The 25,576-nt window shown below is 56.5% G+C and carries 20 protein-coding genes and 1 other RNA gene; 14 read left to right on the top strand and 7 right to left on the bottom strand.

Features of this window, described 5'->3' with window-relative positions:
- Positions 1-138 precede the first annotated feature (138 nt).
- Entirely contained in the window at positions 139-837 is a 699-nt protein-coding gene (locus A0U92_RS08760; RefSeq protein ID WP_187668731.1) for a YfdX family protein, read from the top strand.
- A gap of 378 nt (positions 838-1,215) precedes the next feature.
- Here the strand turns inward: A0U92_RS08760 and murJ are convergent, their stop codons facing one another.
- Positions 1,216-2,778 carry a murein biosynthesis integral membrane protein MurJ gene (gene murJ, locus A0U92_RS08755; protein ID WP_077812890.1) on the bottom strand — a complete coding sequence of 521 codons (1,563 nt, stop codon included), beginning with the start codon at positions 2,776-2,778 and terminating at the stop codon, positions 1,216-1,218.
- Positions 2,779-2,988: 210 nt separating this feature from the next.
- Here murJ and A0U92_RS08750 point away from each other — a divergent pair, with 210 nt between their 5' ends.
- Positions 2,989-3,192 (top strand): hypothetical protein, encoded by a 204-nt coding sequence (locus A0U92_RS08750; RefSeq protein WP_077812889.1) that lies wholly within the window; start codon positions 2,989-2,991, stop codon positions 3,190-3,192.
- 73 nt (positions 3,193-3,265) lie between these two features.
- Here A0U92_RS08750 and A0U92_RS08745 read toward each other — a convergent pair whose 3' ends face one another.
- Entirely contained in the window at positions 3,266-3,781 is a 516-nt protein-coding gene (locus A0U92_RS08745) for a hypothetical protein (protein ID WP_077814335.1), read from the bottom strand.
- A gap of 145 nt (positions 3,782-3,926) precedes the next feature.
- Here A0U92_RS08745 and A0U92_RS08740 point away from each other — a divergent pair, with 145 nt between their 5' ends.
- Both A0U92_RS08740 and A0U92_RS08735 read left to right on the top strand, forming a co-directional pair.
- Positions 3,927-4,310, top strand: a complete 384-nt coding sequence (locus A0U92_RS08740) for a glycerol dehydrogenase (protein ID WP_077812888.1) — start codon at positions 3,927-3,929, stop codon at positions 4,308-4,310.
- Complete coding sequence (locus A0U92_RS08735; protein ID WP_077812887.1) at positions 4,307-6,508, top strand: pyrroloquinoline quinone-dependent dehydrogenase; 2,202 nt, start codon at positions 4,307-4,309, stop codon at positions 6,506-6,508. Before A0U92_RS08740 ends, A0U92_RS08735 begins: the two co-directional genes overlap by 4 nt.
- A gap of 1,743 nt (positions 6,509-8,251) precedes the next feature.
- Here the strand turns inward: A0U92_RS08735 and A0U92_RS08725 are convergent.
- Positions 8,252-8,998 (bottom strand): phosphohydrolase, encoded by a 747-nt coding sequence (locus tag A0U92_RS08725; RefSeq protein WP_077812885.1) that lies wholly within the window; start codon positions 8,996-8,998, stop codon positions 8,252-8,254.
- A 150-nt stretch (positions 8,999-9,148) separates the two neighbouring features.
- On the opposite strand from A0U92_RS08725, the gene A0U92_RS08720 reads away from it, so the two are divergent.
- The 4 genes from A0U92_RS08720 (at position 9,149) to A0U92_RS08705 (ending at position 17,983) form a co-directional block, all read left to right on the top strand.
- Positions 9,149-12,556, top strand: coding sequence for a transglutaminase family protein (locus A0U92_RS08720; protein ID WP_077814334.1), 3,408 nt, complete (start codon positions 9,149-9,151; stop codon positions 12,554-12,556).
- Positions 12,557-13,254: 698 nt separating this feature from the next.
- Complete coding sequence (locus A0U92_RS08715) at positions 13,255-14,349, top strand: zinc-binding metallopeptidase family protein (protein ID WP_077812884.1); 1,095 nt, start codon at positions 13,255-13,257, stop codon at positions 14,347-14,349.
- Positions 14,350-14,441: 92 nt separating this feature from the next.
- Complete coding sequence (locus A0U92_RS08710; protein WP_077812883.1) at positions 14,442-17,063, top strand: circularly permuted type 2 ATP-grasp protein; 2,622 nt, start codon at positions 14,442-14,444, stop codon at positions 17,061-17,063.
- Positions 17,060-17,983, top strand: a complete 924-nt coding sequence (locus A0U92_RS08705) for a transglutaminase family protein (RefSeq protein WP_077812882.1) — start codon at positions 17,060-17,062, stop codon at positions 17,981-17,983. The genes A0U92_RS08710 and A0U92_RS08705 overlap by 4 nt, the downstream gene beginning before the upstream one ends.
- A 77-nt stretch (positions 17,984-18,060) precedes the next feature.
- Here A0U92_RS08705 and A0U92_RS08700 read toward each other — a convergent pair whose 3' ends face one another.
- Together A0U92_RS08700 and A0U92_RS08695 are read right to left on the bottom strand one after the other, a co-directional pair.
- Positions 18,061-18,960 carry an endonuclease/exonuclease/phosphatase family protein gene (locus A0U92_RS08700; protein WP_077812881.1) on the bottom strand — a complete coding sequence of 300 codons (900 nt, stop codon included), beginning with the start codon at positions 18,958-18,960 and terminating at the stop codon, positions 18,061-18,063.
- 15 nt (positions 18,961-18,975) lie between these two features.
- The gene (locus A0U92_RS08695; protein WP_077812880.1) at positions 18,976-19,662 is read right to left on the bottom strand and encodes a carbonic anhydrase; all 687 of its coding nucleotides are present in this window, start codon (positions 19,660-19,662) and stop codon (positions 18,976-18,978) included.
- Positions 19,663-20,067: 405 nt separating this feature from the next.
- Here A0U92_RS08695 and A0U92_RS08690 point away from each other — a divergent pair, with 405 nt between their 5' ends.
- Entirely contained in the window at positions 20,068-21,030 is a 963-nt protein-coding gene (locus tag A0U92_RS08690; RefSeq protein WP_077812879.1) for an NrtR DNA-binding winged helix domain-containing protein, read from the top strand.
- A 199-nt stretch (positions 21,031-21,229) separates the two neighbouring features.
- Positions 21,230-22,759: an FAD-binding protein gene (locus A0U92_RS08685; RefSeq protein ID WP_077812878.1), complete on the top strand. Its 1,530-nt coding sequence runs from the start codon at positions 21,230-21,232 to the stop codon at positions 22,757-22,759.
- Positions 22,760-22,781: 22 nt separating this feature from the next.
- Here A0U92_RS08685 and A0U92_RS08680 read toward each other — a convergent pair whose 3' ends face one another.
- Complete coding sequence (locus tag A0U92_RS08680; RefSeq protein ID WP_077812877.1) at positions 22,782-23,453, bottom strand: thiamine phosphate synthase; 672 nt, start codon at positions 23,451-23,453, stop codon at positions 22,782-22,784.
- A 38-nt stretch (positions 23,454-23,491) separates the two neighbouring features.
- Positions 23,492-23,944, bottom strand: coding sequence for a hypothetical protein (locus A0U92_RS08675; RefSeq protein WP_077812876.1), 453 nt, complete (start codon positions 23,942-23,944; stop codon positions 23,492-23,494).
- Between the two features lie 79 nt (positions 23,945-24,023).
- On the opposite strand from A0U92_RS08675, the gene A0U92_RS08670 reads away from it, so the two are divergent.
- From A0U92_RS08670 to A0U92_RS08655, 4 genes are all read left to right on the top strand, one after another.
- Positions 24,024-24,413: a hypothetical protein gene (locus A0U92_RS08670; RefSeq protein WP_077812875.1), complete on the top strand. Its 390-nt coding sequence runs from the start codon at positions 24,024-24,026 to the stop codon at positions 24,411-24,413.
- Positions 24,414-24,416: 3 nt separating this feature from the next.
- Positions 24,417-24,755 (top strand): cell division protein ZapA, encoded by a 339-nt coding sequence (locus tag A0U92_RS08665; RefSeq protein WP_077812874.1) that lies wholly within the window; start codon positions 24,417-24,419, stop codon positions 24,753-24,755.
- 9 nt (positions 24,756-24,764) lie between these two features.
- A non-coding RNA gene (gene ssrS / locus A0U92_RS08660) (6S RNA) lies at positions 24,765-24,921 on the top strand.
- Between the two features lie 16 nt (positions 24,922-24,937).
- Positions 24,938-25,522 (top strand): 5-formyltetrahydrofolate cyclo-ligase, encoded by a 585-nt coding sequence (locus tag A0U92_RS08655; RefSeq protein WP_077814333.1) that lies wholly within the window; start codon positions 24,938-24,940, stop codon positions 25,520-25,522.
- Positions 25,523-25,576 lie beyond the last annotated feature (54 nt).

The following is a 25,576-nucleotide window of genomic DNA, read 5'->3' as shown; positions in this document are numbered from 1 at the left end:
CGGATAATCCCGGGAAACAGCCCTCGAAATTGTTGAAAACTGTTCCATGCCAAAATCTGTAGGCGGTATTGCATCTCTCTGGCTTTTATCTGAAGCCGGATGGGTCAATGTATGGTGATCGTTTTCCTGGAGAAATTCATGACTATTCGCGCTTTTCTGACCTCGGCTCTCGTGACTGCCGCAGTCTGTGCCCAGCCTGCTTTTGCGGCCCCTGTGACGGCGAGGCAGGTTAATCAGGATTTCGGTCGTCTTTCGCAGGAGGGCCTGAGAGCTTTTGCTGACGTGGATGTGGCCCGCAGGGCGATTATCGCCAAAGACCATAAGATCGCCACCGACGCACTGGCTGACGCCAACCGGACGCTGACCCGGGCGACGCAGGATAATCGTCAGTTTCTGAAGGCTGAGAACGAGCTTCATCCTGCCGCTGCTGTGCCCGCCGGGCATCCGGGCCGACTGCCTTCTTCAGTCGCCACGACGGGCCCTGTGCTGTGGCTGCCTGTGCTTGGGCAATATGTCATTTCGTCTGAGGCGAAGCAGTCTCCCGGCCAGCAGCAGGCCATTGCCGAGGCCAATGACCTGATGAAGAAAGGACAGCCGAAAGCTGCTGCTGAAGGGCTGGAAAAGGCAGGTGTGGACGTCCAGTTCGTGCTCGCCATCGCGCCGCAGCAGGCTTTCACGGCTGATGTTTACCGTGCCTCGGTTCTCTTTGAGGGCGGGAAAAATGACGAAGCTGTCGCCGCGCTGACCGAGGCGCAGGAGACGCTTCGTTTTGTCAGTGAAGATAATATTCTGGGGACAGCAGGGAAGAAACCGGCTTCACCGCAGCCGGCGAAGTAAAACGGGGGAAGCGGTTGGCATCCTGATATCACCGAGTTTATGTGGAGAGCGTTCTTTTTAAAGAACAGGATGCTGTAGCTGATTTATTTGTGTTGCAACACTGAAAATAAATAACAATACTGAAGGTTCAATACAGGGTCACAAGAGATTTTTTCTTTGAAAATATCTCTTGTTCTGATCGGCGTATTGTCTGCGTAATCACTGTTCTGATGAACTTTTTGCGGAATTGAGCGGAAATAGCTCTTCCTTATGCGGCAGCATGTGCCTGTGTGATTCTGAGCGGCACAGGCGGACATCATCAGTCAGAAGCAGCCTCGTCGTTGCTTGGTTTCAGAGCCCTATACGGCAAGCAAAACCACTCAGCCCAGTTCTCCATAATCAGATCCTGCCACGTTTCCGATTCAGGCGGCGTTTCAGGCCATCAAGCGCATTCGCCAGATCCAGAACGCCGAACAGATGGAGAGACAGCAGATAGAGCAGCCCGCCCATTGGGACTTCACAGGACAGCAGGATCGCCAGCCAGAATGTCACGTGTGACGCAGGCAGGATGAGCAGGCTGTTCAGCCCGAGCAAGGCCAACGCCATGACAGAGGCCGCCAGGCCCATCAGCGCAATCCGTCGGAGCATGGCTGGCTCCGGACGAAGAGCATCACGCCGGATAAGAAGAGCTCCAAGAATGCTGACATTCAGGATTGCCGCGAGACTGCTGGCGAGAGGAGGCCCGACATGCGCCAGAGGTTTCATCAGCAGCAGGTTGAGGATCAGGTTGATCATCAGGGTAAAGAAACCGATTTTGACAGGTGTGGACGTGTCACCGCGCGCGAAGAAGGCCGGAGCCAGGACCTTCGCCAGAACGAAGGCAGGAAGGCCGAGCGCATAGGCCCGCAGTGACTGGGCGGAAAGGGCTGCGTCCAGCAGGCTGAAAGAGCCATGCGCGAACAGAACCTGCATGATGGGCGTGCCGAGAACCAGCAGTCCGGCCATGGAGGGCAGGGTGAGCATCAGGACGTAATCCATGGCCCGGTTCTGTGCGGCATGGGCTGAGTCGATGTCGTCTGAAGCCAGATGTCTGGTCAGGACCGGCAGGAGCGTCGTTCCGGCGGCGGCCCCGAGCACGCCAAGAGGCAACTGGTTCAGACGATCGGCAAAATACATCAGCGAGACGCTGCCGGCCGGAAGCAGGGTCGCGATGATGGTGTCTATGGTCAGGTTGATCTGCGTGACGCCGCTGCCGATCAGTCCAGGCAGCATCCGTCGTCCAAGCTGGCGGATCTTGGGCGTGATGCGGGGGGGCAGTGGGGTGAGATCAAAACCGGCTTTCCGGGCCGCGTACATGAGCAGGCCGAGCTGCACGAAACCGGATGCCGTCACGCCCCATGCCGCCGTGTGGGCGACGTCCGGAAAGAACGGGGTTGCAAAAAGGACGGCGGCGATCCCGACGACATTGAACGAGAGATAGGCGGCTGCGGCCATGCTGAAGCGGTGCAGTCCATTCAGCACGCCGGACACGAGTGCGGCCGCGCAGATCAGCACAAGATAGGGGAAGGTAATGCGGCTGAGTGAAACGGCAAGCTCGTACTGCTCCCCGTTTTCGGCGAAGCCTGGAGCGATCACGCGCAGAACGGCGGGCATGAAAATCTCGCCCAGAACGCACAGGATCACCAGCCATGTCAGGAGAACGCCAAACACCTGCCGCGCCATCGTGCGGGCCGTGTCATCCCCTTCCGTTGTCAGTTCGGCTGAAAAGAGCGGCACAAAGGCGGCGTTGAACGCACCCTCTCCGAACAGACGCCGGAACATGTTGGGAAGACGGAACGCGACCTGATAGGCGTCCTGCATCGGTCCGGCGCCCATGAAAGCGGCGAGAAGCTGATCGCGGACAAGGCCGAGGATGCGGCTGAGCATGGTCCAGCCGCCAACAGTGAGGAACCCTTTGAGCATGAATGCTTATAGGAGTGTCCTGCCGTTATCGGGAAGACAGCTTCTGGGGCTTGCGCAGAAAAATATGTGCGGAATGAGCGTCATGGCACTCGCCTGCTGTTTTCTGCATGAGAGAGAGCGGAAGTCGAGGGTTGTCCTGTCTCCGGGAGCTGATAGAGCATGGGACTGCTTCCTCACCAGTTTCCGGACAGGAGCGGACCCGGAGTCACCATGCGGCCGATCAGACGTTTTCCCATCAGTTCCACGTCCATTGTCAGGATAGTGGTGTTTATCGTTGGCGCGTTGATGCTGCTGGCCGCGGCAAGATTTGTGGCTGAACTTCCCGCTGTCATGCCAGGCAATGCCGCCGGAACGATGGTTCTCGTCACGTTGGGAGCCATTTTCGTGCTGGCCGCCATCTGGATAGGTATCTGACGCTATCTGACGCTTCAAGGCGTTGCAGTCCGTTTCCAGAAGGGAGTGCGGGAAGTAGGTACCTGCGAGTCCGTTAATGCCGGACTTTGCTGCCCCCTTTTTCCAGCCCGTCGAACGCATGTGTTTTCATGCAGGAAAGAAAGGCGTCGAGAGTCCGCGTGTTTCCTTCCAGAGGGATCGGCTCGCCATCGGTCGAGCCGATCTGAACGATCACGGACGGCGCTTTTCTGAAAGCGTCCAGAATGGTTCGCATGGCTTCAGCTTTGATGCGGGCTGACAGGCTCTCTGACGCTGTCGATGTCATCTGGAATGTTCTTGAGAAGCTGCCGGCTTTCAAGGTTACAGGCAGGGACTGTCCGCTTGAGGCGCTTTCGTCAGCGACCTGAATGGAGGCAGCCTTTTGTGTCGCCTGGAACTGAAGCGCCAGTCCACTGGCCTTGAGGATACAGGCATCGACATGCTCGCCGCCATCGGAAGAATGATGCAAGGCCACCCATGGCCCGTCCATTCTCTCAGGTGTGGTGATGGCTTCCTGCGCATGGGCCGAAAAGCAGAACAGTAGTCCTGCAGCAACGCTTATTCGCCGCATTTCATTCTCCGAAAGAGTGTCATCAGGATTTACCACCCGATCTGGTTCGTCGGTAAATCACGGCAGGGAGTTTTGCCAGATGGAAACACTTCATCCCGACCGGCGTTATGCCGGTGCAGCGAGTTAACGCAGCCGGAGTTTTTTCATGGAAACTGTTCACCGTCCCAGAAGCGCGGCGGAGTGGGCCACATTTGCTGTGGCAGTTCTGCTTGTCCTGCTTGGATTGCCCCTGCTCATCATGGGGGCGCAACTGGCGACTCTGGGTGGCTCCTTATATTACGTGCTTTTCGGAGCGACGATCATCACAGGTGGTGTTCTGATGGTGTTCGGACATGTCGCCGGAGCATTTGTCTACCTTGCGGCGTGGCTCTGCACCTGGCCCTGGGCTTTCTGGGAAGTCGGAATGGATGGCTGGGGACTTCTTCCCCGCCTGTTCGGACCCAGCCTTGTCGCTATTGCTGTGCTGCTCACCATTCCGGTTCTGCGTCGTACCCAGCGCAAGACATCTCTCAGAGGAAGTGCGGTATGACGCGCAAAACCACTCTGCTGGCGGCAACCATCGTCTGTGGGCTGCCGTCTCTCCTTGCGCCTGTAACGGCGTCATGGGCTCAGGTTCCATCCAAGAATGAAGATCCACCGGGCGAGAGGAGTGGAGCCAGCAAGGATGCTCTGCCTCATCCCGGAAGCTGGTATGGCGCACCGTCACCCAGCGCGCCTCAGGCGGGCGGTGTGAATGCTGCGAATATTCCGGACGGGCCGCCAGCGCCTCCCAGCGAAGCCACTCCGGCAGTGGATCAGGAAAGCAGTCATCCTGCTCACGACGACTGGGCGGCTTATGGCCGCGACAGCAACGCCACGCGCTATTCCCCGCTGGATCAGATCACGCCTGAAAATGTGGGGCAACTGAGGCAGGCGTTCGTCTATCACACGGGTAGCAAGCCCGGTCCGGGACAGGCCAACAAATGGGCGGCCGAGACCACGCCGATCAAGGTCGGTGACGGGCTCTATATGTGTTCCGCCATGAACGACATGATGCGGATTGATCCTGCGACAGGCAAGGAAGTCTGGCATTTCAAGGCTGGTGTCAAATACGAGAGCATTCCCTACACGGCGGCCTGCAAGGGCGTAACCTATTACACGTCCTCGACCGTTCCTGAGGGACAGCCCTGTCACAACCGTATTCTCGAAGGCACGCTGGATATGCGTCTGATCGAGGTCGATGCGGAGACAGGGCGGAAGTGCGAAGGCTTCGGTTATCACGGCGAAGTCAATCTCATGAAAGGGATGGGAGAGTCGGTGCCGGGATTCGTCTCCATCACCGCCCCTGTGCCGGTCGTGAACGGCGCTGTTGTGACCAATCAGGAAGTGCTTGATGGTCAGCGACGCTGGGCGCCGTCCGGTGTGATCCGTGGTTACGACGCGGAAACCGGACGGTTCCTGTGGGCTTGGGACGTCAACCGCCCCAACGACCATGGCGAGCCGAAAGAAGGTGAGCACTACAGTCGCGGCACACCGAATTCCTGGGCGACCATGACGGGTGATAATGCGCTGGGGCTGGTTTACGTGCCGACGGGTAATTCTGCGGCCGACTATTACAGCGCCATGCGCTCTCCCGAGGAAAATGCTGTTTCCTCTTCCATTGTCGCCATCGACGTCAAAACCGGCTCGCCGCGCTGGGTCTTCCAGACCGTGCACAAGGATGTCTGGGATTACGACATGGGTTCTCAGGTGACCATGATCGACATGCCGACGGCGGATGGCACTGTTCCTGCGCTGATCGTGCCGTCGAAGCGAGGTCAGACGTTCGTGCTGGATCGGCGCACGGGAAAACCGGTTCTGCCGGTTGAGGAACGTCCGGCTCCGACAGCCACTGATGTGCCGAACGATCCGCGGTCTCCAACCCAGCCCTGGTCGGTCGGTATGCCGCGTCTTGGTTTTCCTGATCTCAAGGAAAGCGACATGTGGGGCATGACCCCGATCGACCAGCTTTACTGCCGTATCCTGTTCCGCAAGTCGAAATATGAGGGTGAATTTACTGCGCCCGAGATCAACAGGCCATGGATTGAATATCCGGGCTACAATGGCGGCAGCGACTGGGGCAGCATGGCGTATGACGCCAGAACCGGTATCCTGATCGCCAACTGGAACAACACCCCGATGCGGGATCAGCTTGTTGACCGCACCAGGGCCGATGAACTCGGCCTGCTGCCGATCGACAGCCCCCATTTCAACCCCAAGGCTGGTGGAGCCGAAGGAAATGGCGCAATGGCCGATACGCCTTATGGTATCGTCGTGACGCCTTTCTGGAACAAGTTTACCAACATGATGTGCAACAAACCGCCGTACGGCATGATTACGGCGATCGACATGCACACAAGGAAAGTGCTGTGGCAACATCCGCTGGGCAGCGCCCGCGCCAACGGTCCGTGGGGGCTTCCAACCTACCTGCCGCTGACAATCGGCACACCTAACAATGGTGGTCCGGTCATTACGGCTGGGGGACTGGTGTTTGTTGGAGCGACGACAGACAACCTCATCCACGCTTTCGACCTGAAAACAGGCAAGGAAGTCTGGAACGCCGTTCTGCCAGGTGGCGGACAGGCCACACCAATGACGTATGAGTACAAGGGCAGGCAGTATGTTGCGATCATGGCCGGAGGGCATCACTTCATGATGACACCGGTCAGCGATGAACTGGTTGTCTACGCTCTGCCTGATACGCACTGACCTGGATCGTTTTCTTCTCCGCTGTCTGGCGGATAGTGGAGAAGAGGGATGACCTGTTTCTTGTTTGTCTCTGGGGGTATTTGATAAAAGATCCGTAGATATGGATTTGAAGAAATATTCTGACGGTCTTTGTTGAGAGCAGATATGGAGCGCCTCGCTTTCACAGAAAGACTTCACCCAAAAACTTGGGGTATGTTGACACTCGCTGCAACAGTCATCTTCTGATTGTCAGTCGTGTATCTAAATCGCATTTCTAGATTTCGGGATTTTGTAAATATATGTTAAATAATTCTATTATTATTCATTTATATTGTGGAAAATATTAAAATGAATGTTTTTTCGAAAAATATTGCATATTCTTTGATCTGTCTTGTATTGATTTATGTTTCTTTTTATTCATTTTACGTTTTAATGGATTTGAAAAAAATTGAATGTTTAATAAAAATAACTCATTTGAAAAAATATAAATACATTATGGTCGATGGGTCTGTTTATTTTATATTTTATTTTCTTGAATTTTTAATGTATTCTTTGGTTATTCTTTGGTTATTCTTTGGTTATTCTTTGGTTATTCTTTGGTTATTCTTTGGTTATTCTTTGGTTTTCAAAATTTAAATATGGCTTTATTCCATTTGCATCGTTTTTAGGCGTTATAATTTACTCTAATTTTCCTTATGATATAATTTATCATAAGGATCCAGAGTATTATTTTGGGTACAGTGCATTTTGTCATCCGTCAAACCATACAAAAACTGATAATTATTTTTCGTTCTTATTGTACTGTTTTAAACTATTGTACATGATGTATTTTTTCTTGTTTTTCAATGCAAAAAACAAGAATGCGGCCAATTAGAATCAGGATCTGCTGGTTTGTTGGGCTGAACGATCAATTGTGATTCGCCGGTTCGCCAGTAGAGGATGAGTTTGTGAATGAGTTGTTTTTTCTGTCTGAGCGGCAGATGGAGAAGATCAATATGCTTTTTCCACGGGCTTGTGTTTGTGGCTGATGCGATACACTTGAAAGCTTACCAAACATCAGACTTTTTATTCAAAAAAAGGCTTCCTCCCGCCGTATCGAACGCACAAAAGCTGACTGAATTCAAAGCCCCGTAATTTTGTCGATATAGCCAAGGCAGATCTGTTAGCCTTTATCTGACTGCGGGTCAGGTCAGTAGCTTCAGATGTTCGTATATTCTTCTGATCAATCTCTCCGGTAAGGCAGGAGAGATTGTTGGGGGAGCGGGGAGATGGCTGTAATAAAATCAGGCGGCTCCCCCACGATGGAATATTGCTGCCTGCATTTCGAAGAAAAACAATCGAAAATCAAAACCTTCCTACATCTGGTATCTGTATAAAAACGCCATCTTATCAAAAGGATGTTTATAACATTCAAAGTTTGGCAATGAATCGCCATACGATACAATCACTGCGCTTATATATTGATGTCCACAATTCATATGGCAGCAAGATTCATCTTCTGCGCCAACGAATGCGTTGCAAACCTAGAAGGGTTTTTGCTGTGACGGAGTAGCGCCAGTTACTGAAATGCCGACTTCGTCCTTCGACGCCACCAGAACGGCAATCAGGCCATTCGAGACAAAACGAGCAATGCGGGTGACCATGGCACGGGCTCCTGTTTCGTTTGGGGCTTAATCCTGAAGCAAATCTAGCATTGCTGATCATTTCGGTAAATGAAAATCGTATTGCAGCCATGAATGAAACACATGACTGTAACAAAAGGTCTCATTTCGTGTGGAGCAGGGCGCGTGTCGTGGGCAGAACGTCTTCCCGCAGGCGCCAGTCCTCAATCTGGTCATCTGAAATCACAGTCAGCCGATCGTATTCCCTGTTGGCATGAGACATCCATCTGTCCTGAACGGCAGTAAAGGAAAGCGGTGTTGTCAGGGGAACGCCAATATCGACAATGGCTGTTCTGGAGTGAGTGACAGCAAGGCGGGGAGCCGAGACACTGACATCATGATGGGTGAGGCCCACCTCCTCTTCTGCTTCCGCCAGAATCTGGTCGGCAAGAGAGAAAGACTGCGCCTCTTTCCGCATTTCCACCGTTCCCGCAGGCGGTGACTGCCAGAACCCGCCAAGATAAAGCGACGAGGGATGGCGTCGCCCCAGAACGACGCCGTCCGCGCAGCGAAGCAGTCCGCAAACAGCAAGCTGGTGGAGCGGAGTATCTCCGAAAATCGTCGGTTCCGCCATTTGAGCCAGCGCCCGACGGTATTCTGTCCAGTGACCTTCGATCCGGTCAGGGGCGATTCTGTCCATGCAGAAAATCCGCCCGTTAAAAAGTTTGGGACGGAGAGCGCGGGCCTTGTCCCAGATGGCCTGAACATGCCTTTCCACATCTGGCGTCAACTCAGGTTCCGACTCATTCACGATCAGGCGGACATCAGGCTGAAGCTCTTCGCAGCGCCAGTCCCGCAGGTCATGAGCGAGATTGCAGGAGGTTTCGGAACTGTCGGATGAGGCAGGCATTTCGGCTCTTCAGGGCAGGATGTGTGCATGACAGAATGCTGTCTTTTTCGAGAGGTATCGGTAATTTTTTTTTGAATCGTAACGAAAAAGACTGTCGAAGTGACGAGAGGTGAGGTTTAATCCTTAACGGACCGATCTGGAAAGATGACGATGACGCTGAACGTCGCGCTGACTCACAAGACAACGTATCATTATGACCGCCCTGTTATGATGGGGCCTCAGGTCATTCGCCTCAGACCTGCGGCACATGCCAGGACAAATATCCTATCCTATGCGCTGACCATCGAACCGGAGCCTCATTTCATCAACTGGATGCAGGATCCTTCGGGAAACTGGCAGGCGCGCGTGGTTTTCCCCGAACGCGTCACCCATTTCGATGTCACCGTCGATCTTGTCGCGGACATGGCGACCATCAATCCTTTCGACTTCTTCCTTGAACCCGATGCGGAAGAGTGGCCGTTTACTTACGACCATGTTCTGGATCAGGAACTGGCTCCTTATAGAAAGCTGGAACCGGCCGGCCCTCTGCTCAAGGCGCTGCTTGCTGAAATTCCGGGGGAAAAACAGCGCACCGTCGATATGCTGGTGGCGCTGAACCAGATCGTGCAGAAACGCATCAGCTATATCGTCCGGATGGAGCCCGGCGTCTGGCTGCCGGAAAAGACGCTCGAAGAAGGCAAGGGCTCCTGCCGTGACAGCGCCTGGCTGCTCGTTCAGCTTCTCCGTAACCTCGGTTACGCCGCCCGGTTTGTGTCAGGTTACCTGATCCAGCTCGTTGCGGATGAAAAACCTCTGGAGGGACCGGAAGGACCAGCCAGAGACTTCACCGATCTGCACGCATGGGCCGAAGTCTACCTTCCCGGCGCGGGCTGGATCGGGCTCGATGCCACGTCCGGCATGCTGACGGGTGAAGGACATATCCCGCTCGCGGCGACCCCTGAACCCGGTTCGGCTGCTCCGATCTCCGGCGGTGTCGAGTTGTGCGAAACCGAATTCGGGTTCGACATGCAGGTGAAGCGCGTCGCCGAAACACCCCGTACGACAAAACCGTATGACGAGCGGACGTGGGACGCCATTCTTGATGCGGGCGAGGCGGTCGAAAGGCAGCTTGAAGACGGTGACGTCCGCCTGACCATGGGCGGCGAGCCGACCTTTATCGCCGCAGATGACATGGATGCGCCTGAATGGAATATCGAGGCTCTCGGCCCGACCAAACGGGCTTACGCCAACCGTCTGTTACGGCGTCTCATGACGATCTGGTCGCCCGGCGCAACCTACATGACCCTGTTCGGCAAGCATTATCCGGGCGAGCAGCTTCCGCGCTGGGCGCTGACCACATACTGGCGGCGCGACGGGGAACCGGTCTGGCTTGATCGTGGCCTGCTTGCGTCAGACGACGATACCGACAACGCCACGGAGCATGATGCAAGACGTTTCGCCCAGTCACTGGCGGCCAGGTTGCAGGTTGATCCGGAACTCGTCACGCCAGCGTACGAAGATATCCATTACTACCTCTGGAAAGAGCATCGCCTGCCAGCCAACGTGCTCGCGGAAGGCTCGAAGCTGAATGACCCGATGGAACGGGAGCGTCTGGCGCGTGTCTTCGGTCGTGGGTTGTCGCGCGAATCCGGGTCAGTGCTGCCGCTCAGGGTGACCGTGCAGGATAGGGTGCGACGCTGGCAGTCGGGTCGCTGGTTCATGCGGGGTGAGACGATCTTCCTTGTGCCCGGCGACTCTTCCATTGGTTTCCGCCTTCCTCTTCAGAGTCTGCCCTGGGCGGATGCCGATGATATCGAGCCGTCGTTTCCGGTCGATCCTTTCGCACCGCATCCCCGTCTGCCGCCCCATCCGGCCTTCGCGCGGCGTTCAGCGCAGACCTATCGTGCGGATGTGCCTGATCTTATCAGAAGATCGGTTGCGCCTCCTGAGCGTCCGGTCGCGCAACTCTCCGATCTTCCGGCGCTGCCGCCTTACCCTGTACGCAAACCCTGGCGGATCAGCACTGAAAAGGCGCTCAGCGAGCATCTGCTGGAGGTCAATCGTGAGGAACCTGATGTCGTCCGCACGGCGCTTACCGTGGAATCCCGCGGCGGTATCCTGCATGTGTTCTTCCCGCCGCTTTACGCTGTCGAGGACTGGCTGGATCTCTGCGCCGCCGTCGAGGCGACAGCCGCCGAGTTCGGGCGCAAGATCGTGCTGGAAGGCTATGCGCCACCCCGTGATCCGCGTCTGCTGTCCTTTTCCATCACGCCTGATCCGGGTGTGATCGAGGTCAACGTGCATCCGGCAGCAAGCTGGGATGAGTATGAGACCCGCAGCAGCCAGCTTTACGAGGAAGCCCGTAAGGTCGGGCTGATTGCGGAAAAATTCATGCTTGATGGACGTCACGTCGGCACGGGTGGCGGCAATCACGTGGTGATGGGAGCGGCCAGCGCCGAGGATAGTCCATTCCTTCGCAGGCCCGACCTGCTCAAGTCACTGGCTGGATTCTGGCATAATCACCCGTCACTGTCCTATCTGTTCAGCGGCCTGTTCATTGGCCCGAGTTCCCAGCATCCGCGTATCGACGAAGCCCGACAGGATGCTCTCTATGAGCTGGAGATCGCGTTCCGGCAGGTCAACCGGGAGGTGTTCACGCCGCCATGGCTGACGGACCGGCTGTTCCGCAACCTGTTCGCGGATATCACCGGCAACACCCACCGCACGGAATTCTGCATCGACAAGCTCTACGCGCCGGAAAGCAGTTCCGGGCGGCTGGGGCTGATGGAATACCGTGCATTCGAAATGCCGCCCCATCACCGGATGTCGGCGGCGCAGGTGCTGCTGATGCGCGCAGCGGTCGCGGCGTTCTGGAAGAAGCCGTATGAGCGCCGTCTGGTGCGCTGGGGCACCCGTCTGCATGATGATTTCATGTTGCCGCACTATGTGAGGCAGGATTTCGGGGATGCAATCGACGAACTCCGTCTGTTGGGTGCGCCGATCGAAGCCGAGTGGTTCGAGCCTCATTTTCAGTTCCGTTTCCCGGAAATCGGCTCCATCACCGAGTTGGGGATGACGCTGGAGCTCCGCACGGCTCTGGAGCCGTGGAATACCCTTGCGGAAGAGCCTGTGGCCGGTGGCACGGCGCGCTATGTCGACAGTTCTGTCGAGCGTGTGCAGGCCCTTGTTTCCGGCTGGGTGGACGAGCGGTACATCCTCGCCTGCAACGGTTGCGCGGTGCCGCTGACCGGTACGCAGCGACAGGGAGAATATGTCGGAGGCGTGCGGTTCAAGGCGTGGAATCCGCCCAGTTCGCTGCATCCGACCATCGGAGTCGAATCTCCTCTGGTCTTTGACATCTATGACACATGGACCGGACGCAGCATCGGCGGGATGACCTACCATGTCACGCATCCGGGCGGGCGGAGTTACGAGACGCGCCCCGTCAACGCCAATGAGGCAGAGGCGCGCCGTCGCATCCGCTTCTTCCCGTTTGGTCATACGTCCGGGACCATGAAGGAGCCGCATGTGGAGCGGTCGCTGGAGCAGCCGAGGACGCTGGACCTCAGACGGTTCTGAAAAACCGTGACCGGCGGGGTATTTTTCAATGCCCCGCCGGCGTTCCGTCAGTGAAGCTTTTTTGAAAGAAAGTTTTCGAAAATTCCTGATTTAATCAGGAACGAATGGAATAAATGTCCTGTTTGTGATCTTTGTCGGACCCGACCCTGTGCGTTGATCGATCTGAACGTCGACAAGGCGTCTTCTGTGCTCCTGTAAGAAGAAATATCAAACGGCTCCAGAAGGCTGTTCTGACGGGAGTCTCTTCAGCTTGCGCGCTCCTGTTGGCGTTTTCTGTTCGCCCGACAGTATCGGTTGGCGTAATTTCCCGTTTCTTCCGATTGGTCACAAGTTGATTTCAGAAGCTGGTGACATTGGAAATGCGGCAAGAGAGAGCGGAATGATCGTCAGGAAAGGAAAGCCATGTTTTCATCCGCGAGGACGGCCAGAAAAATCAGTTCGTCGTCCTCTGCGCGGGTCTGAATTGTCGTCGCAGTCGCGGTGTTGAGAGATATGCAGGTCGGGGCGTTAAAGGCCGGGCTCTCTCAATCTGTCCGGCAATAAAAACGGTCGCGCTGAAAAATCATTTGCAGATTAAAGTTACGTTCACAAACATATAATTATAGAAAAAAATGAATTGCTGCGCAGAGACTTTTGGCAACGAAACCGTCTGAAGCACGTTCACCGGACAGATGGATGCAGAGGGAAATTGTGCTGTCATGAAGCTGTTCAGTTGTCAGAGTTGCGGTCAGGTTCTTTTTTTTGAGAATACACACTGTGAAAGATGTGGTCACAGGCTGGGTTATTGCACGGAAACAGGCAGGCTGCTGGCGCTTGAACCGAATGCGGATGACAATGGCTGGCTTGCCGTAGGGATTGACGCTCAGGCGCCCACACGTTTCCTTTGCACAAATGCAGAATATGATGTCTGCAACTGGCTGGTTCCTGAGGGAAGCTCTGACGCGCTCTGTATGGCGTGCCGCTATAATCACGTCATCCCCGACCTGAACAAGGAAGGGAATCAGGAGTTGTGGCGAAGTCTGGAGCAGGCCAAGCATCGCCTCTTCTACAGTCTTCTTCTGCTGAACCTTCCCATACCGACCCGTGCCGAGAACCCGACGGGCGGACTGGTGTTCAGTTTTCCTGAAGACCCGGAAAACGGCGAAGAGAAGGTCATGACGGGCCATGACGAGGGCGAGATCACCATAGCGCTACGCGAGGCGGATGATGCCGAGCGTGAGAAAATGCGTGTCGAAATGGGTGAGCACTATCGTACGCTGCTCGGGCATTTCCGGCATGAAGTCGGGCATTTCTACTGGAATATACTGGTGCGCGATGCGGGTCACGAGGACGCCTGTCGCGCCATGTTTGGCGATCATACACAGGATTACGGCGCAGCCCTTCAGCAGCATTATGAGAATGGTCCGCCGGCAGGCTGGGAGGAACATTATGTCAGTTCTTACGCCACAACCCATCCATGGGAAGATTTTGCGGAAACATGGGCGCACTATTTGCATATCGTGGATACGCTCCAGACAGCGGTGTCCTTTGGTGTGGCGGTAAGCCCCACTGTCGCGCAGGATGGCAGCCTGTCCCAGAGTTTCAATTTCGACGCCTACGGCGCTGCAAGCTTCGATGAACTGCTGGTGGCCTGGCCTCCGCTCACGCTGGCAGTGAACGCGCTCAACCGCTCAATGGGGCAGCCGGACCTTTATCCGTTTGTGATTACGCCCTCCATCACGGAAAAACTGCGTTTCGTTCATGATCTCGTGCATGGATTGCCTCTTCCACCCGTGATCTCCGCGCCACAGTAAGTCATTGATCTGTATTGTTTCATGCAGGAAATCTGTCGCATTCTTCAATGCAGGATTGCATGGAGAGAGTGCGACACCCTAGAACCGATCGGATGAGTGGCGCGATTCCAATTGATGAGATGGTCAACGGACAGGGAGGCGTGCGCCCACAGTGGCGCCGTCTTCTCAGCGCCATTTCCGATCTGGGACATCAGGAACTCCGGTCGCGTCAGCAGCAGATTGCGCTTGCCCTGGCCGATCAGACCGGAGCGCTGTTGCCTTCCCCATCTGCCCGTGTCGAGGAATCCGCGGACAACCGGAATGAAGGCAGTTTCATCGGAGCGCAGTGCGATCCGATACCCTTGCTCCTGAAGGCGGACGAATTCGGCAGGCTGGAAGACGGCATCATCCAGAGGGCGCGTCTTCTGGAAGCCACTCTCCGGGATGTATATGGCGAACGCAGAGTGCTGGCGGATCATCTGCTGCCTCCCGCGCTGGTATGGGCCAACAAAGGCTTTCTGCGCTGCGGAAACGTGGACGCCCTTCAGCCTGCGCCTCATCACTTCATCTCGTCCTATGCCGTGGACCTTGTCCGCGAATCTGATGGGCAGTGGCGTGTGCTGGCGGATCGTGTGCGCCAGAGCAATGGTGTTGGCCTTGCGCTGGAAAACCGCAGGCAGATGGCAAGGGCGATCCCCGAGCTGTTCGCGGGGGCGGCATTGCAGAGGCTGGGCCCTTTCCTCGAGCGCTGGCAGGACAGTGTTCAGAAGAAAGGTATGAACGAGACAGCCCATCCGGCGCTTCTGACGCCGGGACCGACCAGTCCCTACTGGAGCGAGCATGTCATTCTTGCCCGGGAACTGGGATGCACGCTGGTGGAAGCGGGTGATCTTACGGTCCGGGAAGGAGAGCTGTGGCTCAAGACCGTTCGTGGGCTGCGAAAGGTGGATGTCCTGCTGGTCAGGCAGAATGCTGACTCGATTGATCCGCTTGAGCTGGATGGAACAGGCGCTGCGGGCGTGGCTGGCCTGCTTGATGCTGCGCGTAACGGTTCTGTCCGTCTGATCAACGATCCCAGAGCCGGATTTATCGAAGCGCTTGGAGTGCAGTCGTTTCTGCCTGAAATTGCATCGCGGCTTTTTGGTGAAACGCTCAGTCTGGAAAATGTGAAAAGTCTCTGGCTGGGGCAGCCGGATAACCGGGTGTTTCTCGAGCAGCTCCTGCTCGGGCGTTCGCAGTCGCATCAGGATACCACTGACTACTGGGCCGTTGTCTCCGCCATAGGGGAGGAGCTTCCCGTTCAGCGTCTGGCTATGCTGGACGAAAAACAGCGTGCCCTTCTCTGGGAGAAGGTCCGGACGGAGCCGTGGCGTTACGTTGCCTGCCGTGAACCTCTGGCCTCCCTTTCACCCTGTGTCGGCGAAAAGGAAATAGTGCCGCGTTCCATCGTCCTGCGGATGTTTGCGATTCAGGATGAGGGTGGCTGGTCGGTTTTACCCGGTGGCGTGTCACGCATGTTTGACTCGGGAGAAGCCGTCACGGCTGGACCGATCAGGGAAAACCAGACGACCAAGGATGTCTGGGTCATGATGGATGAGCATTTTGCCCGTCAGGAAACCCCTTTCTCCGGGGCGCGCCCGATGGCGATCCGAAGGTCACAGGGCGATCTTCCCAGCCGGGCGGCCGATGATTTCTTCTGGCTGGGACGTTATCTTGAGCAGATTGAGAGCGGCGCCCGCCTCCTGCGGGTCGTCATGACGCATATGGCCGGTACTGAGCCATCCCCACGGGAACTGGCGGATATTGCAGTCCTGATGCGGCAGATGCGCACCATGGGACTCGTGCAGGAAGCTCCTGTGCCGGGATATGGGTATGCCGGCATGGTTCGCGAACTGTTCGCCGTGGGTAGCTCCGACGGTTTCTTCGCCCGGGTGCTGAGAAAGATAATCCGTCTTGTGCCGGAACTGGTTGATCGGCTGACGCAGGACGTCCGTGACTTCATTTCCCATCGTGCGGGTGCGATCCTTCAAATGATGGATCGGCGTCCTCGTCGTGCAGATCCATCCCGCATGCTGGATCTGCTGTCGGTGCTGACCAATGACCTGCTGCTGTATTCCGCAACCCTGTCCGGGTTCACCGCGGAAAGCATGGTCCGGTCCGGTGGCCGTCAGTTCCTCGACCTCGGACGGCGGATTGAGCGTGCGTCTTCCGTGCTGCTCATCTGTTCGGGAGTGCTTGAACAGCCGGACGTGTATCAACGTGGGCGGATGGAATCCGCGCTGCGTCTGATGCTGCAGCTCTGCGATAGTGTGATTACCTATCGCTCGCGTTATTTCGGGGTCGTTCAGCCGGCGCCCGTGCTGGATCTGCTTCTTCTTGATGAAGACAATCCCCGCGGGGCCGCCTACCAGCTTGCCGCCCTGCGGGATTCTCTGGCCGGGCTTGCTACGGACAGTCCTTCCATGTCGGAAGGGCAGCGGTCAGCATCCTATGAACTGGCGGACGCGGCGGGGAGTATTCTTGCAACGCTGGCAGACATGGTCGCCTCGGTTCTCTCTGCCGCCAGTCAGGATAAGGCGACGGCAGCTCTGCCTCCGGCCCTGAAACAGACGCAGGCAGCCGTTCTTCAGCTTTCAGAGCAGATAGGCCGAAGCTACTTCTCCGTGCTCAACTCTCCCCGGCTTGTCGGCATCGGTAATGAGACCGCCATCGATATGGACGGAGCCATGACATGATCTATCGTGTCCGGCATACAACGTCCTATACGTATGGTCATCCAGTGGAGCTGGCAGCCCATATCCTGCACCTGACGCCTCGTGACTGTCCGGGGCAGACGGTTCTGCGCACCCATCTGGAATGCGCTCCGGCACCTGTGCGACGTGAAACGGGCGTCGATCATTTCGGCAATCGGATCGTGTGGCTGTTCCATGAAGCGCCGCACTCACATTTTGACATTGTCGCCCTATCCGATGTCGACGTGTATTTTCCTGAACCACCGCCTGCCGACAGCACTCTGGCGTGGGAGGATGTCGCGTTGCTGGCGGCTCAGGATCCCGATGTGTCTCAGTATCTTTTCGGTGGTCCGATGGGTGGGCCCTCCCGGATTGTGGGAGACTATGTGTCCGGGGATTTCGCTCCCGGACGGCCTGTGCTGGAAGGGCTGCTCGCACTGAACGAGCGGGTGTACAAGGAATTCCGTTTCCGATCCGGTGTCACGACCTTACGTACGACGCCGGAAGAAGTTCTTCAGCGCCGGGAAGGCGTGTGTCAGGATTTCACGCACCTCATGCTCAGCGGACTGCGCTGGCTGGGGCTGCCTGCGCGCTATATGTCGGGTTATATCCGTACGAGGCCGCTGGCCGGACAGAAGCGAAGACTGGGAGCTGATGTTTCTCACGCATGGGTTGGCGTCTGGCTTGGACCGGAGACGGGATGGATCGGCCTTGATCCGACCAATGGCATTGTCGTGCGGGATGAGCATGTGATTCTCGGCTGGGGCCGTGACTATGCGGATATCAGCCCGGTTCGAGGGCTGATTCTCGGTGGTGGTGGCGATCTGCTGCGGGTCGGGGTGGATCTTGTTCCGCTTGATGAATGGGAGCACGATCCGGCGCTGCAGAGTCTGGGAGTGTTTCCTGCACGGGAAGCCGTTTGACAGGGTTTCTGGCGTACCGGGCAGATCTGCAATCAGCGGATGACAGGCGAGGCGCTGTCCATGCCATGCTGCGCTCTTCAGGGAGGCGAAAGCTCGACTGAGACGGGGCAATGATCAGAAGTGTTTCTGGGAGTCTCTTCCACCCCCTTGAAAGTCATGACCCGTAGGCTGTCAGGCACCAGCCAGCCTGAGGCCTGCCCTCCCAGAAGTATATGATCAATAAAATACTCGCCACCCCAGCATGGGCTGGCCCTGCCTGCGGTCGTCAGAAGGAGAGGGGCCGATTGTGAAAGTTCAAGGAAGAACGGATCACCCGGCGTCATTCTCCTGTTGAAATCCCCCATGATGGCGAAGGCTTCTCCCTCGTCCTGACGCTCAAGAATCCAGTCGGAAATGATTTCATACTGACGACGCAGGGTCGGGCAGGCATGTTTGCGCTCGTCGGGTGGATTGTCCCAGCATCCCGTCTTGAGATGCAGCACGAGAATGCGGAGAGAGGCTTTTCCATCAGAAACAGTGATATCCAGACCGCTGCGCAGAGGATGCGGAGCCGAGGGAGGATAGACGTTCAGGTCGGTGAGGTCCGGGTGGCGCTCGACAGCAAGGGAGTTTCTGACTGCGACCCCGACGCGCTGCACAACGGGATCGCTTGTCATGTAGACATGGTAGCGGGTGGGCGGGAAAACCCGGGCTGCGATCTCCGGACCGTCAACCTCCTGAAACCCGACGATATCCGCATCAACACGACGGGCATAATCAGTCAGGCGTCGAACATCGTCGGGCGAACGATGGTAGATGTCTTCCGGCAGCGCTGGATCAGACGCCGGACGGGCTGTCAGCCAGCTCATGTTCCAGGTTGTGATACGAAGCGGCTGGCAGCGTCCTTCCTGTGGGAAGAGAGTCGACAGCCAGATAACGCCCCAGATAGCGCCTGTTCGAAACCAGCGTCTCCCCGTCAGAAGGAATGTGTCTTTCATCCGGGAAAAGTAGCGTCAGGCGGCAGTTTTCGACTGTTCCAGATGGTCAATGGCTTCGTCGATCGAAATGGTTTTACGGGACTGTTCGTCCAGTACCATCACTTCACCCGTTCCGATGTCGTAGAACCAGCCTTGGAGGATCAGTTTATTCTGCGCTAGCGCTGCGGCCACGGAAGGGTGGGTGCGGAGGTGGGAAATCTGCAACAGAACATTCTGCTCGGCGAGGCTGCGAACAGCGGCTGGCCCGACATCGGTGCTGTTCAGCGCGCCGATGACCGCCTTTGCGGCCTCGGCATTGCGGAGCCAGGATTTGACGGTTGGCATCTTGTCCAGCTTGGACGGATCAGGGTCCAGCAGTCCCATCATTGCGCCGCAGTTCGAATGACCGCACACGATGATGTTGGAGACGCCCAGCGCCTGCACGGCGTATTCGATAGCCGAAGAGACGCCTCCAAGCATCTCGCCATAGGCCGGCACAATGTTGCCGATGTTGCGCAGAACGAAAAGATTGCCGGGATCCGTCTGGGTAATGAGGGTCGGGTTCACCCTGCTGTCTGCGCAGGCGATAAACAGCGTGCTGGGTGATTGGCCTTCTGCCAGTCCTTCAAAAAGATTCTGTTTTTCAGGGAAAACTTCAGTGTTGAACTTTTCAACACCCCGCAGAAGGGCAATGAGACTTTCTTTGGCGCTGGTGGCTGCCATCGGGACCCTCTCTTTATAAGAAAAAAAGCTGCAAATCTTCGCGACAGCGTAGCACGCTGTGCATAGGATTAAAAAGTCTGCGGATGGATCAGGGTTCCAGACGACAGGAAAAGTTATTGCGGTGCAACAGCCATGACATAATGAACGCGACCCGTTGACAGACCGTTGACGGTTTCGCTTGTCCTGTCGGGCTTGCCCCGCAATGATTCAAGAGAGTTGTACGGTATTGAAACGGCTTTTCACGAGTAGGCGGTCCTGTGGGTCGTGCAACCGGAGCCGGGGGCCGGGATTGGAGGTATGTGTGGGAGTGCGTACGCTCGCCTGAAACAACGGAACGATGAGCGTCGCACGAGAGCATCGTCCAGCAAAGTGAGCCGAAGACGTGGCTGACATGATCCGCCCAACATGACGGAGGGAGCCGGGATCATCATTGCGGCGGTGCCCGTTGCCCTGCAGGCCGGAGAGCCACTTGTTCTGACTGACGGGCAGGGAAAGCTGCCGCATATGCAGTTTTACGGCAGTGATGAGGCGCAGATCAAGGCGGCGCTTGAGACATTGATTGTCACTCATAGACGCATCCTTTCCGCCTGCGCCGAACAGTTGCCCGCCAGCATGGAGCAGACGTCCGACGCTCGGAAAATCGTGGAGCTTCCCTATCTTGTCACCACACAGACAGGAGGAGACGGAAAGGGCTGGTCATCCTGTTACGATTTTTTACCGTGGGAGGATCAGAGAAATGATCACGGCGTCACTCTCAAAAACAGGTTGGGAGAATTTCTTCTTGCACAGGTGACGCCACCGACCACATCCGAGCAGGTGGGTGTGCGCAAAAAGGTATGTGTGCTGTTTGCGCTCGAAGGTTTGCGTTGGCGACCCGAGCTTGCCCCGGAGCGTTGCGGGGTGCTGATTGAGGCCGGATACCTGCCAGCAGATGGACAGATGGATATGATGACCCTTGCTGACAGCAGATTTTACAAATGGCTGGCGCAGGGACTGGGGCATCTGCGAAAGCCCCTCAGATCCCTGTCCATGCCAGTGGAGCTGATGCCGGAACGCTTCACAATTCCGCAGTTTCAGGCATCGATGGAGGGTGTGCTGGGAGAGACGCTGGACAAGCAGGCTTTTCGCAGAAGTGTCACGAATTGCGGTCTGATTGAGGAAGCTGGTGGCGTCAGTGACGAGATATTTGGTCGTCCCGCCAGATTGTTTCGATTCAAAAACGATGTAGTGATCGCCCGCAATACCCAGTGTCTGCCACTGGTCCTGCCTTTGGCGGAAACATTGACCGGTATGGAAACGATCGAAAACCTGCTTTTTTCGTATCGTAGAAGATCAGAGAGCCCGGATCCGCCACAAGATGAAAATTAGGCACTGTTGAGTGAGCCGCTCCAGTAACCCTTTACTGACTTTTCTCTGAGAGAAGAAGCTGACTGATCCTCCATGCATGCTTGATGAAGGTGGAGGTGAGCCTGCTGCGCGACAGACCCTGTCAGGCGGTACGATGACGAAAAAGTACAGCCTTGGTCTGAATCTGCAGGAGCCGGTGCGGTGCTGAAAAGGAAGAGGCATGGTTACGGCTCACACCGTCAATCTTGAAAAATTACGTGGACAGCCACTGATTGTCGGTGCCGGAATTGCCGGAGCCCTTGTGGCGCTGCATATGAACGATGCGCCCTGCGTGCTTATTGCTGGCAGAGAGCCTCAGGTAACGGATATGGGCTCCGACAGCCTTTCCACTCTTTTGAAAGAGGCGGGTGGCGCAACAGAAAGGGCTGCCCGGACACTACGCGCCGCAAAGGGACTGGCCCGGCTTGATGTCGTGCAGTGCATCATGGGACGAATGGATCAGGCGCTGGCCGGCCTTGAAAAATACGATTTCATCAGAACGCATGGCTGGCCGGAATCTGAAAGCGCCCTCCATGCCATCCTGCTCGGCATTCTCGCGAAAAGACCTAACGTCACGATCATCCCGTCAACTGCATTACGTCAGCTCATTCTTGTAGAAGGGCATGTCAGGGGCGCGGTTCTCGCGACAGGAGATAAAACCGGTATTCTGGATACCGGTGCCGTTATCATGGCTGGCAGCGGAGCATGCGGGCTGTTTGGAGATGATCCCGGACTATCTCACGGGGCAGGTTCATGTATGGCGATCGCCGCAAGGGCTGGGGCGAAGCTTCGTGATATGGAGTTTGTCCAGTTTCACCCTTTTGTGATGTCAATTGAAACCGGCGGCAAAAGCAGACTTGCGGTTCCTTACCCCTTATGGGCAGAGCATGCCCTCCTTCTGGATGAAACCGGAAACCGGCAGGATGTGTCAGGTAAGGAGCAGGATGAACTTGCTCGCATTGTCCAGCACTATGGTGATGCGGGACGCTCTGTTTTTCTCGACATAAGGAAACAGCTTGTTGGGTTGCCGGTGATTGCTGGCGATTGGCTGGATCACTTTCTGCAGCAATGTATGAGCATCGGTCTTGATCCGCGCCGTGAAGCGTTGCCGGTCAAGACGGCCGCCACCTTTCATATTGGCGGCATTCAGGCTGATGCCGCTGGCAGAACGTCGCTCTCCGGACTGTGGGCTTGCGGGGAGTGCGCCAGTACCGGTTTGCATGGCGCGTCCACCCTTGCCGGCAATCCTCTGCTGGAAATGATTGTGTGCGGTGAAATGGTTGCCGAAAGCGTATTGAATCAATCAAAAAATACGCTGATCGATGTGTCCATGATAACACCAGAATTCTCTGTCCCGAATGGCGTGGGAGAGATGCTGCGTCCGCTGGTGAAGATGGCTCTGGGGCCTGTAAGAGAGGGCTTCTCCCTACGGCAGGCCCTGTTCCGTGTTTCCCGTCTGGCATCCTGTGATGATGCAGCCCTGATTGCCCAGATGATGATTATTTCCGCTTATCAGAGACAGGAAAGCCGGGGTGTGCATTTCCGGTCTGACTTCACGGGGGAGGCCGGTTCAGTCCATCATACGGATCTGTGTGCGAAAGCGCTTGCCGCCATGGTGCGGTCCATCGCCTATGATGTGCACGACCTCAATACACTGGATTCCGCAGGGTCCGTGACAACGATGGACCGCCGCCATCAGCCTTCATCCTGACAGCTGATGGCGGTGGTTCTGCTCAGCTTTCAACGGATTCAGTAAAGAGAGGCAGGAACTTTTCTGGTGTCTGCCAGAGGGCGTCAAAGGCCTCACCCTCTGCCGTGATTCCCAGCGCCAGAAAATCCGCCGTTGCCGCAAGCGTCTGAAGCATTGCAGTGTGAACGAGGTCAGTCGCATCAGACGCAGGGCGATATTCGGCAACCACAGGCAATTCCATCACTTCCCGCCACCAGTTCAGGAGAGCAAGGCCGTCCGCTTCAGGCTCGGCGCCAAACGGCCCGAAAGCAACGTAGTCAGCACCTTTTTCTCCAGCCAGCATGGCCAGATCACGACTCAGGCCGCATGAAGCACCAAGCTGGAAGTCATTTCCCAGTATCTTGCGGGCCGCCGCAATGTCTTCTGCTTCGACATGGGCACCGTCACACCCCGTTTCACGCACCAGTTCCGGAAGGCCGTCCAGTATCAGCGCGGCGTCATGCTGATCCACGACAAGCCGGATATCATGGATCGTCCGTTTCATACTGTCAGGATCTGAGGGCGCCAGTCTCAGTCGGACCGCTGCTATCGGGAGCATCGCCAGCGCCCGGTCGAGACGGTCTGCAAAGGAACTGGCCTGAAGCAGGGGCGGGGTGACGAGATACCCTTCGCAGGGTTCGGGGCGTTGACCCGTTTCGGGCTGCTTGCTGCTCATTTCAGTCTCCGATAGCGGGCTCATCTGTGAAAAGAGGCTTATTCCCCGGAAGACCGTGTGATGCCAAGAGGGAAAGGCTGAATCGTGTCGGGGCGTGTGAACAGAACGACTGCGCCAAGCGAGGACGCCAGCATCTCCACAGCCTTCCTTTGGGGAGAGGCCGGATCGAACACGATGTGTTTCTGGCCCTGAGCCAGGGCTGAAACAGCGCGGCCCGCCTGGCTGCCGCAATCGAGAATATCGGTGATGGACCTGAAAATATGGGCGTCACCCTGAAGTGTTCTTAGTTTTGTCATCATGGCCATCCACCATGGCGCTCCCATAGACCCGGTCGCTCCGGGAGGCGAGATGAGGAGAACGTCAGACAATCCATTCACCCGAGCGACGTTGAGCGCTTCACAGGCCTCCCGCAAATTGGAAACCAGGAAAGCACAGCCGGGTCCGGTATCGTCATTTCCTGTGGGAGGATGCTGGCAGATTTGCCCGATCATGCTTGACGTTCAATCCTTTGCGGGCGATTTCTAAACAAAATTCCAAAGATGGACATCAGGACGGAGTCACGTGTCGCATATGAGCGAGAACAAGCCGGACAACAATAGGCCTGTCGATCCTGTTTCACGGCTTCGTTCCGCGCTGGACAGGATCGCTTTTGCCCTAGAACTTCGTCAGAAAGAGGAACGGGAGCGTGTGCCCGATCCGGTTCCTGCCGCGAAAGAGACGGGACCAGAGGTCGAGAAAGCCATTGCGACACTTGATGCGCTGATGGTTGACGTGAAAAATGTGCTTGAAGGGCTTTCTTCCGTCCATCCCGAGGGCGAACCGGCTGAAACCATCGAAGAGTTTTCGTCGTCTGAGCCGTCTTACAGTGAAAGAGATCCGGTGCCGGGCGAGCAGGACTCGTATGAAGGCTGGAGGGATCTCCCCGAGCGTGACGGTTCACATCATGGCGGAGGGTACTGATCCATGCCGCAGGTAACAGTGCGCATCAACGGGTATGCCTACCAGATCGGGTGTGAGCCCGGAGAAGAACGCCATCTTCTGGATATGGCGCAGGAAGTCAGCAAGCGGGTGGCGCGGGTCAGGGCTCTCGGTTTCAGCGGAGAGGCAAAGATTCTCGTTCTTGCATCACTGCTGATGGCTGACGAACTTTCCGACCTCACCGCTGAACTGGTTTCCACCGAAGCCAGCAAGGCGATTGCGGCAGGCGAAGCCGCAACCCGGGAGAATGCACGCCTCATGGATGAATTATCTTTGTTGGCTGAACGTGCCGAAACCATTGCGGCGGCGCTTGAGGCGGACTAGATTATGTATGTGGAGCTGCCCGGTGCGTCAGGCAATTCATCCCCTGGGCCGATAAGCACTTCCTCGGGAGCTGGCTCTGTCGTGATCTTGGTCATGGTATTCCGGCGCCCACCTGCACTAGCAGGTCCTGGAGGTTGTAAAGTCCAACGGCCATGGCGGCTCCACACGGTTTTTCCGACTCCATGACACACTCCCGAGAGCTCCCCGAGACAACAGGCAGGAAGCGGGACGCGCGTCTCCTTATGAAGCAGCGGATGGAACTTGCTGACGCCTCTGCATCAGAGATGATCTGCGATCGGATCCATACCCTTCTTCGCGCCGATTCTCCTGTCCGTATCGCCTGTGTGTGGCCAATGCCGGGTGAGGTTGATCTGCGTCCTTTGTATGGGCGGCTTCATAAGGGAGGCTGGCAAATCCTGCTGCCTGAAACGCCACCCAAAGGATCTCCTCTGCTTTTCAGGCAATGGGGACCGGACAGCCTGATGCGAGAGGGACGATTCGGAACAGTTTATCCCGATGGTCCGATTGACGTGCCTGATCTGATTCTTGTGCCCATGCTGGCTTTTGACCGGCGAGGCTACAGGCTCGGCTATGGCGGGGGATATTATGATCGCACGCTCGCGTCTTTGCCGGATGCCCGCGCCATAGGCTATGCCTGCTCTGTGCAGGAAGTGAATGACATTCCGGTGGGGCCGTTTGACGTGCCGTTGCCGGTTATCGTTACTGAAAAAGAAAATATCACCCCCGCTGACGGTTCGGTTCTGTAAGGAAACCTGACCGTGTCGTGTCATTCCAGACACCCGGCGTTATGGAAGCCTGAG

Source organism: Acetobacter aceti, from assembly GCF_002005445.1.
GTDB lineage: Bacteria > Pseudomonadota > Alphaproteobacteria > Acetobacterales > Acetobacteraceae > Acetobacter > Acetobacter aceti_B.
The sequence above is the reverse complement of the archived record's forward strand: the minus strand, read 5'-3'. Positions and strand labels throughout refer to the sequence as shown.

What these genes read in the sequence shown, in the direction of transcription:
- A0U92_RS08760 (WP_187668731.1), top strand. Translation starts at nt 139, where the DNA reads ATGACTATTCGCGCTTTTCTGACCTCGGCTCTCGTGACTGCCGCAGTC.
- murJ (WP_077812890.1), bottom strand. Translation starts at nt 2,778, where the DNA reads ATGCTCAAAGGGTTCCTCACTGTTGGCGGCTGGACCATGCTCAGCCGC.
- A0U92_RS08750 (WP_077812889.1), top strand. Translation starts at nt 2,989, where the DNA reads ATGCGGCCGATCAGACGTTTTCCCATCAGTTCCACGTCCATTGTCAGG.
- A0U92_RS08745 (WP_077814335.1), bottom strand. Translation starts at nt 3,781, where the DNA reads ATGCGGCGAATAAGCGTTGCTGCAGGACTACTGTTCTGCTTTTCGGCC.
- A0U92_RS08740 (WP_077812888.1), top strand. Translation starts at nt 3,927, where the DNA reads ATGGAAACTGTTCACCGTCCCAGAAGCGCGGCGGAGTGGGCCACATTT.
- A0U92_RS08735 (WP_077812887.1), top strand. Translation starts at nt 4,307, where the DNA reads ATGACGCGCAAAACCACTCTGCTGGCGGCAACCATCGTCTGTGGGCTG.
- A0U92_RS08725 (WP_077812885.1), bottom strand. Translation starts at nt 8,998, where the DNA reads ATGCCTGCCTCATCCGACAGTTCCGAAACCTCCTGCAATCTCGCTCAT.
- A0U92_RS08720 (WP_077814334.1), top strand. Translation starts at nt 9,149, where the DNA reads ATGACGCTGAACGTCGCGCTGACTCACAAGACAACGTATCATTATGAC.
- A0U92_RS08715 (WP_077812884.1), top strand. Translation starts at nt 13,255, where the DNA reads ATGAAGCTGTTCAGTTGTCAGAGTTGCGGTCAGGTTCTTTTTTTTGAG.
- A0U92_RS08710 (WP_077812883.1), top strand. Translation starts at nt 14,442, where the DNA reads ATGAGTGGCGCGATTCCAATTGATGAGATGGTCAACGGACAGGGAGGC.
- A0U92_RS08705 (WP_077812882.1), top strand. Translation starts at nt 17,060, where the DNA reads ATGATCTATCGTGTCCGGCATACAACGTCCTATACGTATGGTCATCCA.
- A0U92_RS08700 (WP_077812881.1), bottom strand. Translation starts at nt 18,960, where the DNA reads ATGAAAGACACATTCCTTCTGACGGGGAGACGCTGGTTTCGAACAGGC.
- A0U92_RS08695 (WP_077812880.1), bottom strand. Translation starts at nt 19,662, where the DNA reads ATGGCAGCCACCAGCGCCAAAGAAAGTCTCATTGCCCTTCTGCGGGGT.
- A0U92_RS08690 (WP_077812879.1), top strand. Translation starts at nt 20,068, where the DNA reads ATGACGGAGGGAGCCGGGATCATCATTGCGGCGGTGCCCGTTGCCCTG.
- A0U92_RS08685 (WP_077812878.1), top strand. Translation starts at nt 21,230, where the DNA reads ATGGTTACGGCTCACACCGTCAATCTTGAAAAATTACGTGGACAGCCA.
- A0U92_RS08680 (WP_077812877.1), bottom strand. Translation starts at nt 23,453, where the DNA reads ATGAGCAGCAAGCAGCCCGAAACGGGTCAACGCCCCGAACCCTGCGAA.
- A0U92_RS08675 (WP_077812876.1), bottom strand. Translation starts at nt 23,944, where the DNA reads ATGATCGGGCAAATCTGCCAGCATCCTCCCACAGGAAATGACGATACC.
- A0U92_RS08670 (WP_077812875.1), top strand. Translation starts at nt 24,024, where the DNA reads ATGAGCGAGAACAAGCCGGACAACAATAGGCCTGTCGATCCTGTTTCA.
- A0U92_RS08665 (WP_077812874.1), top strand. Translation starts at nt 24,417, where the DNA reads ATGCCGCAGGTAACAGTGCGCATCAACGGGTATGCCTACCAGATCGGG.
- A0U92_RS08655 (WP_077814333.1), top strand. Translation starts at nt 24,938, where the DNA reads ATGACACACTCCCGAGAGCTCCCCGAGACAACAGGCAGGAAGCGGGAC.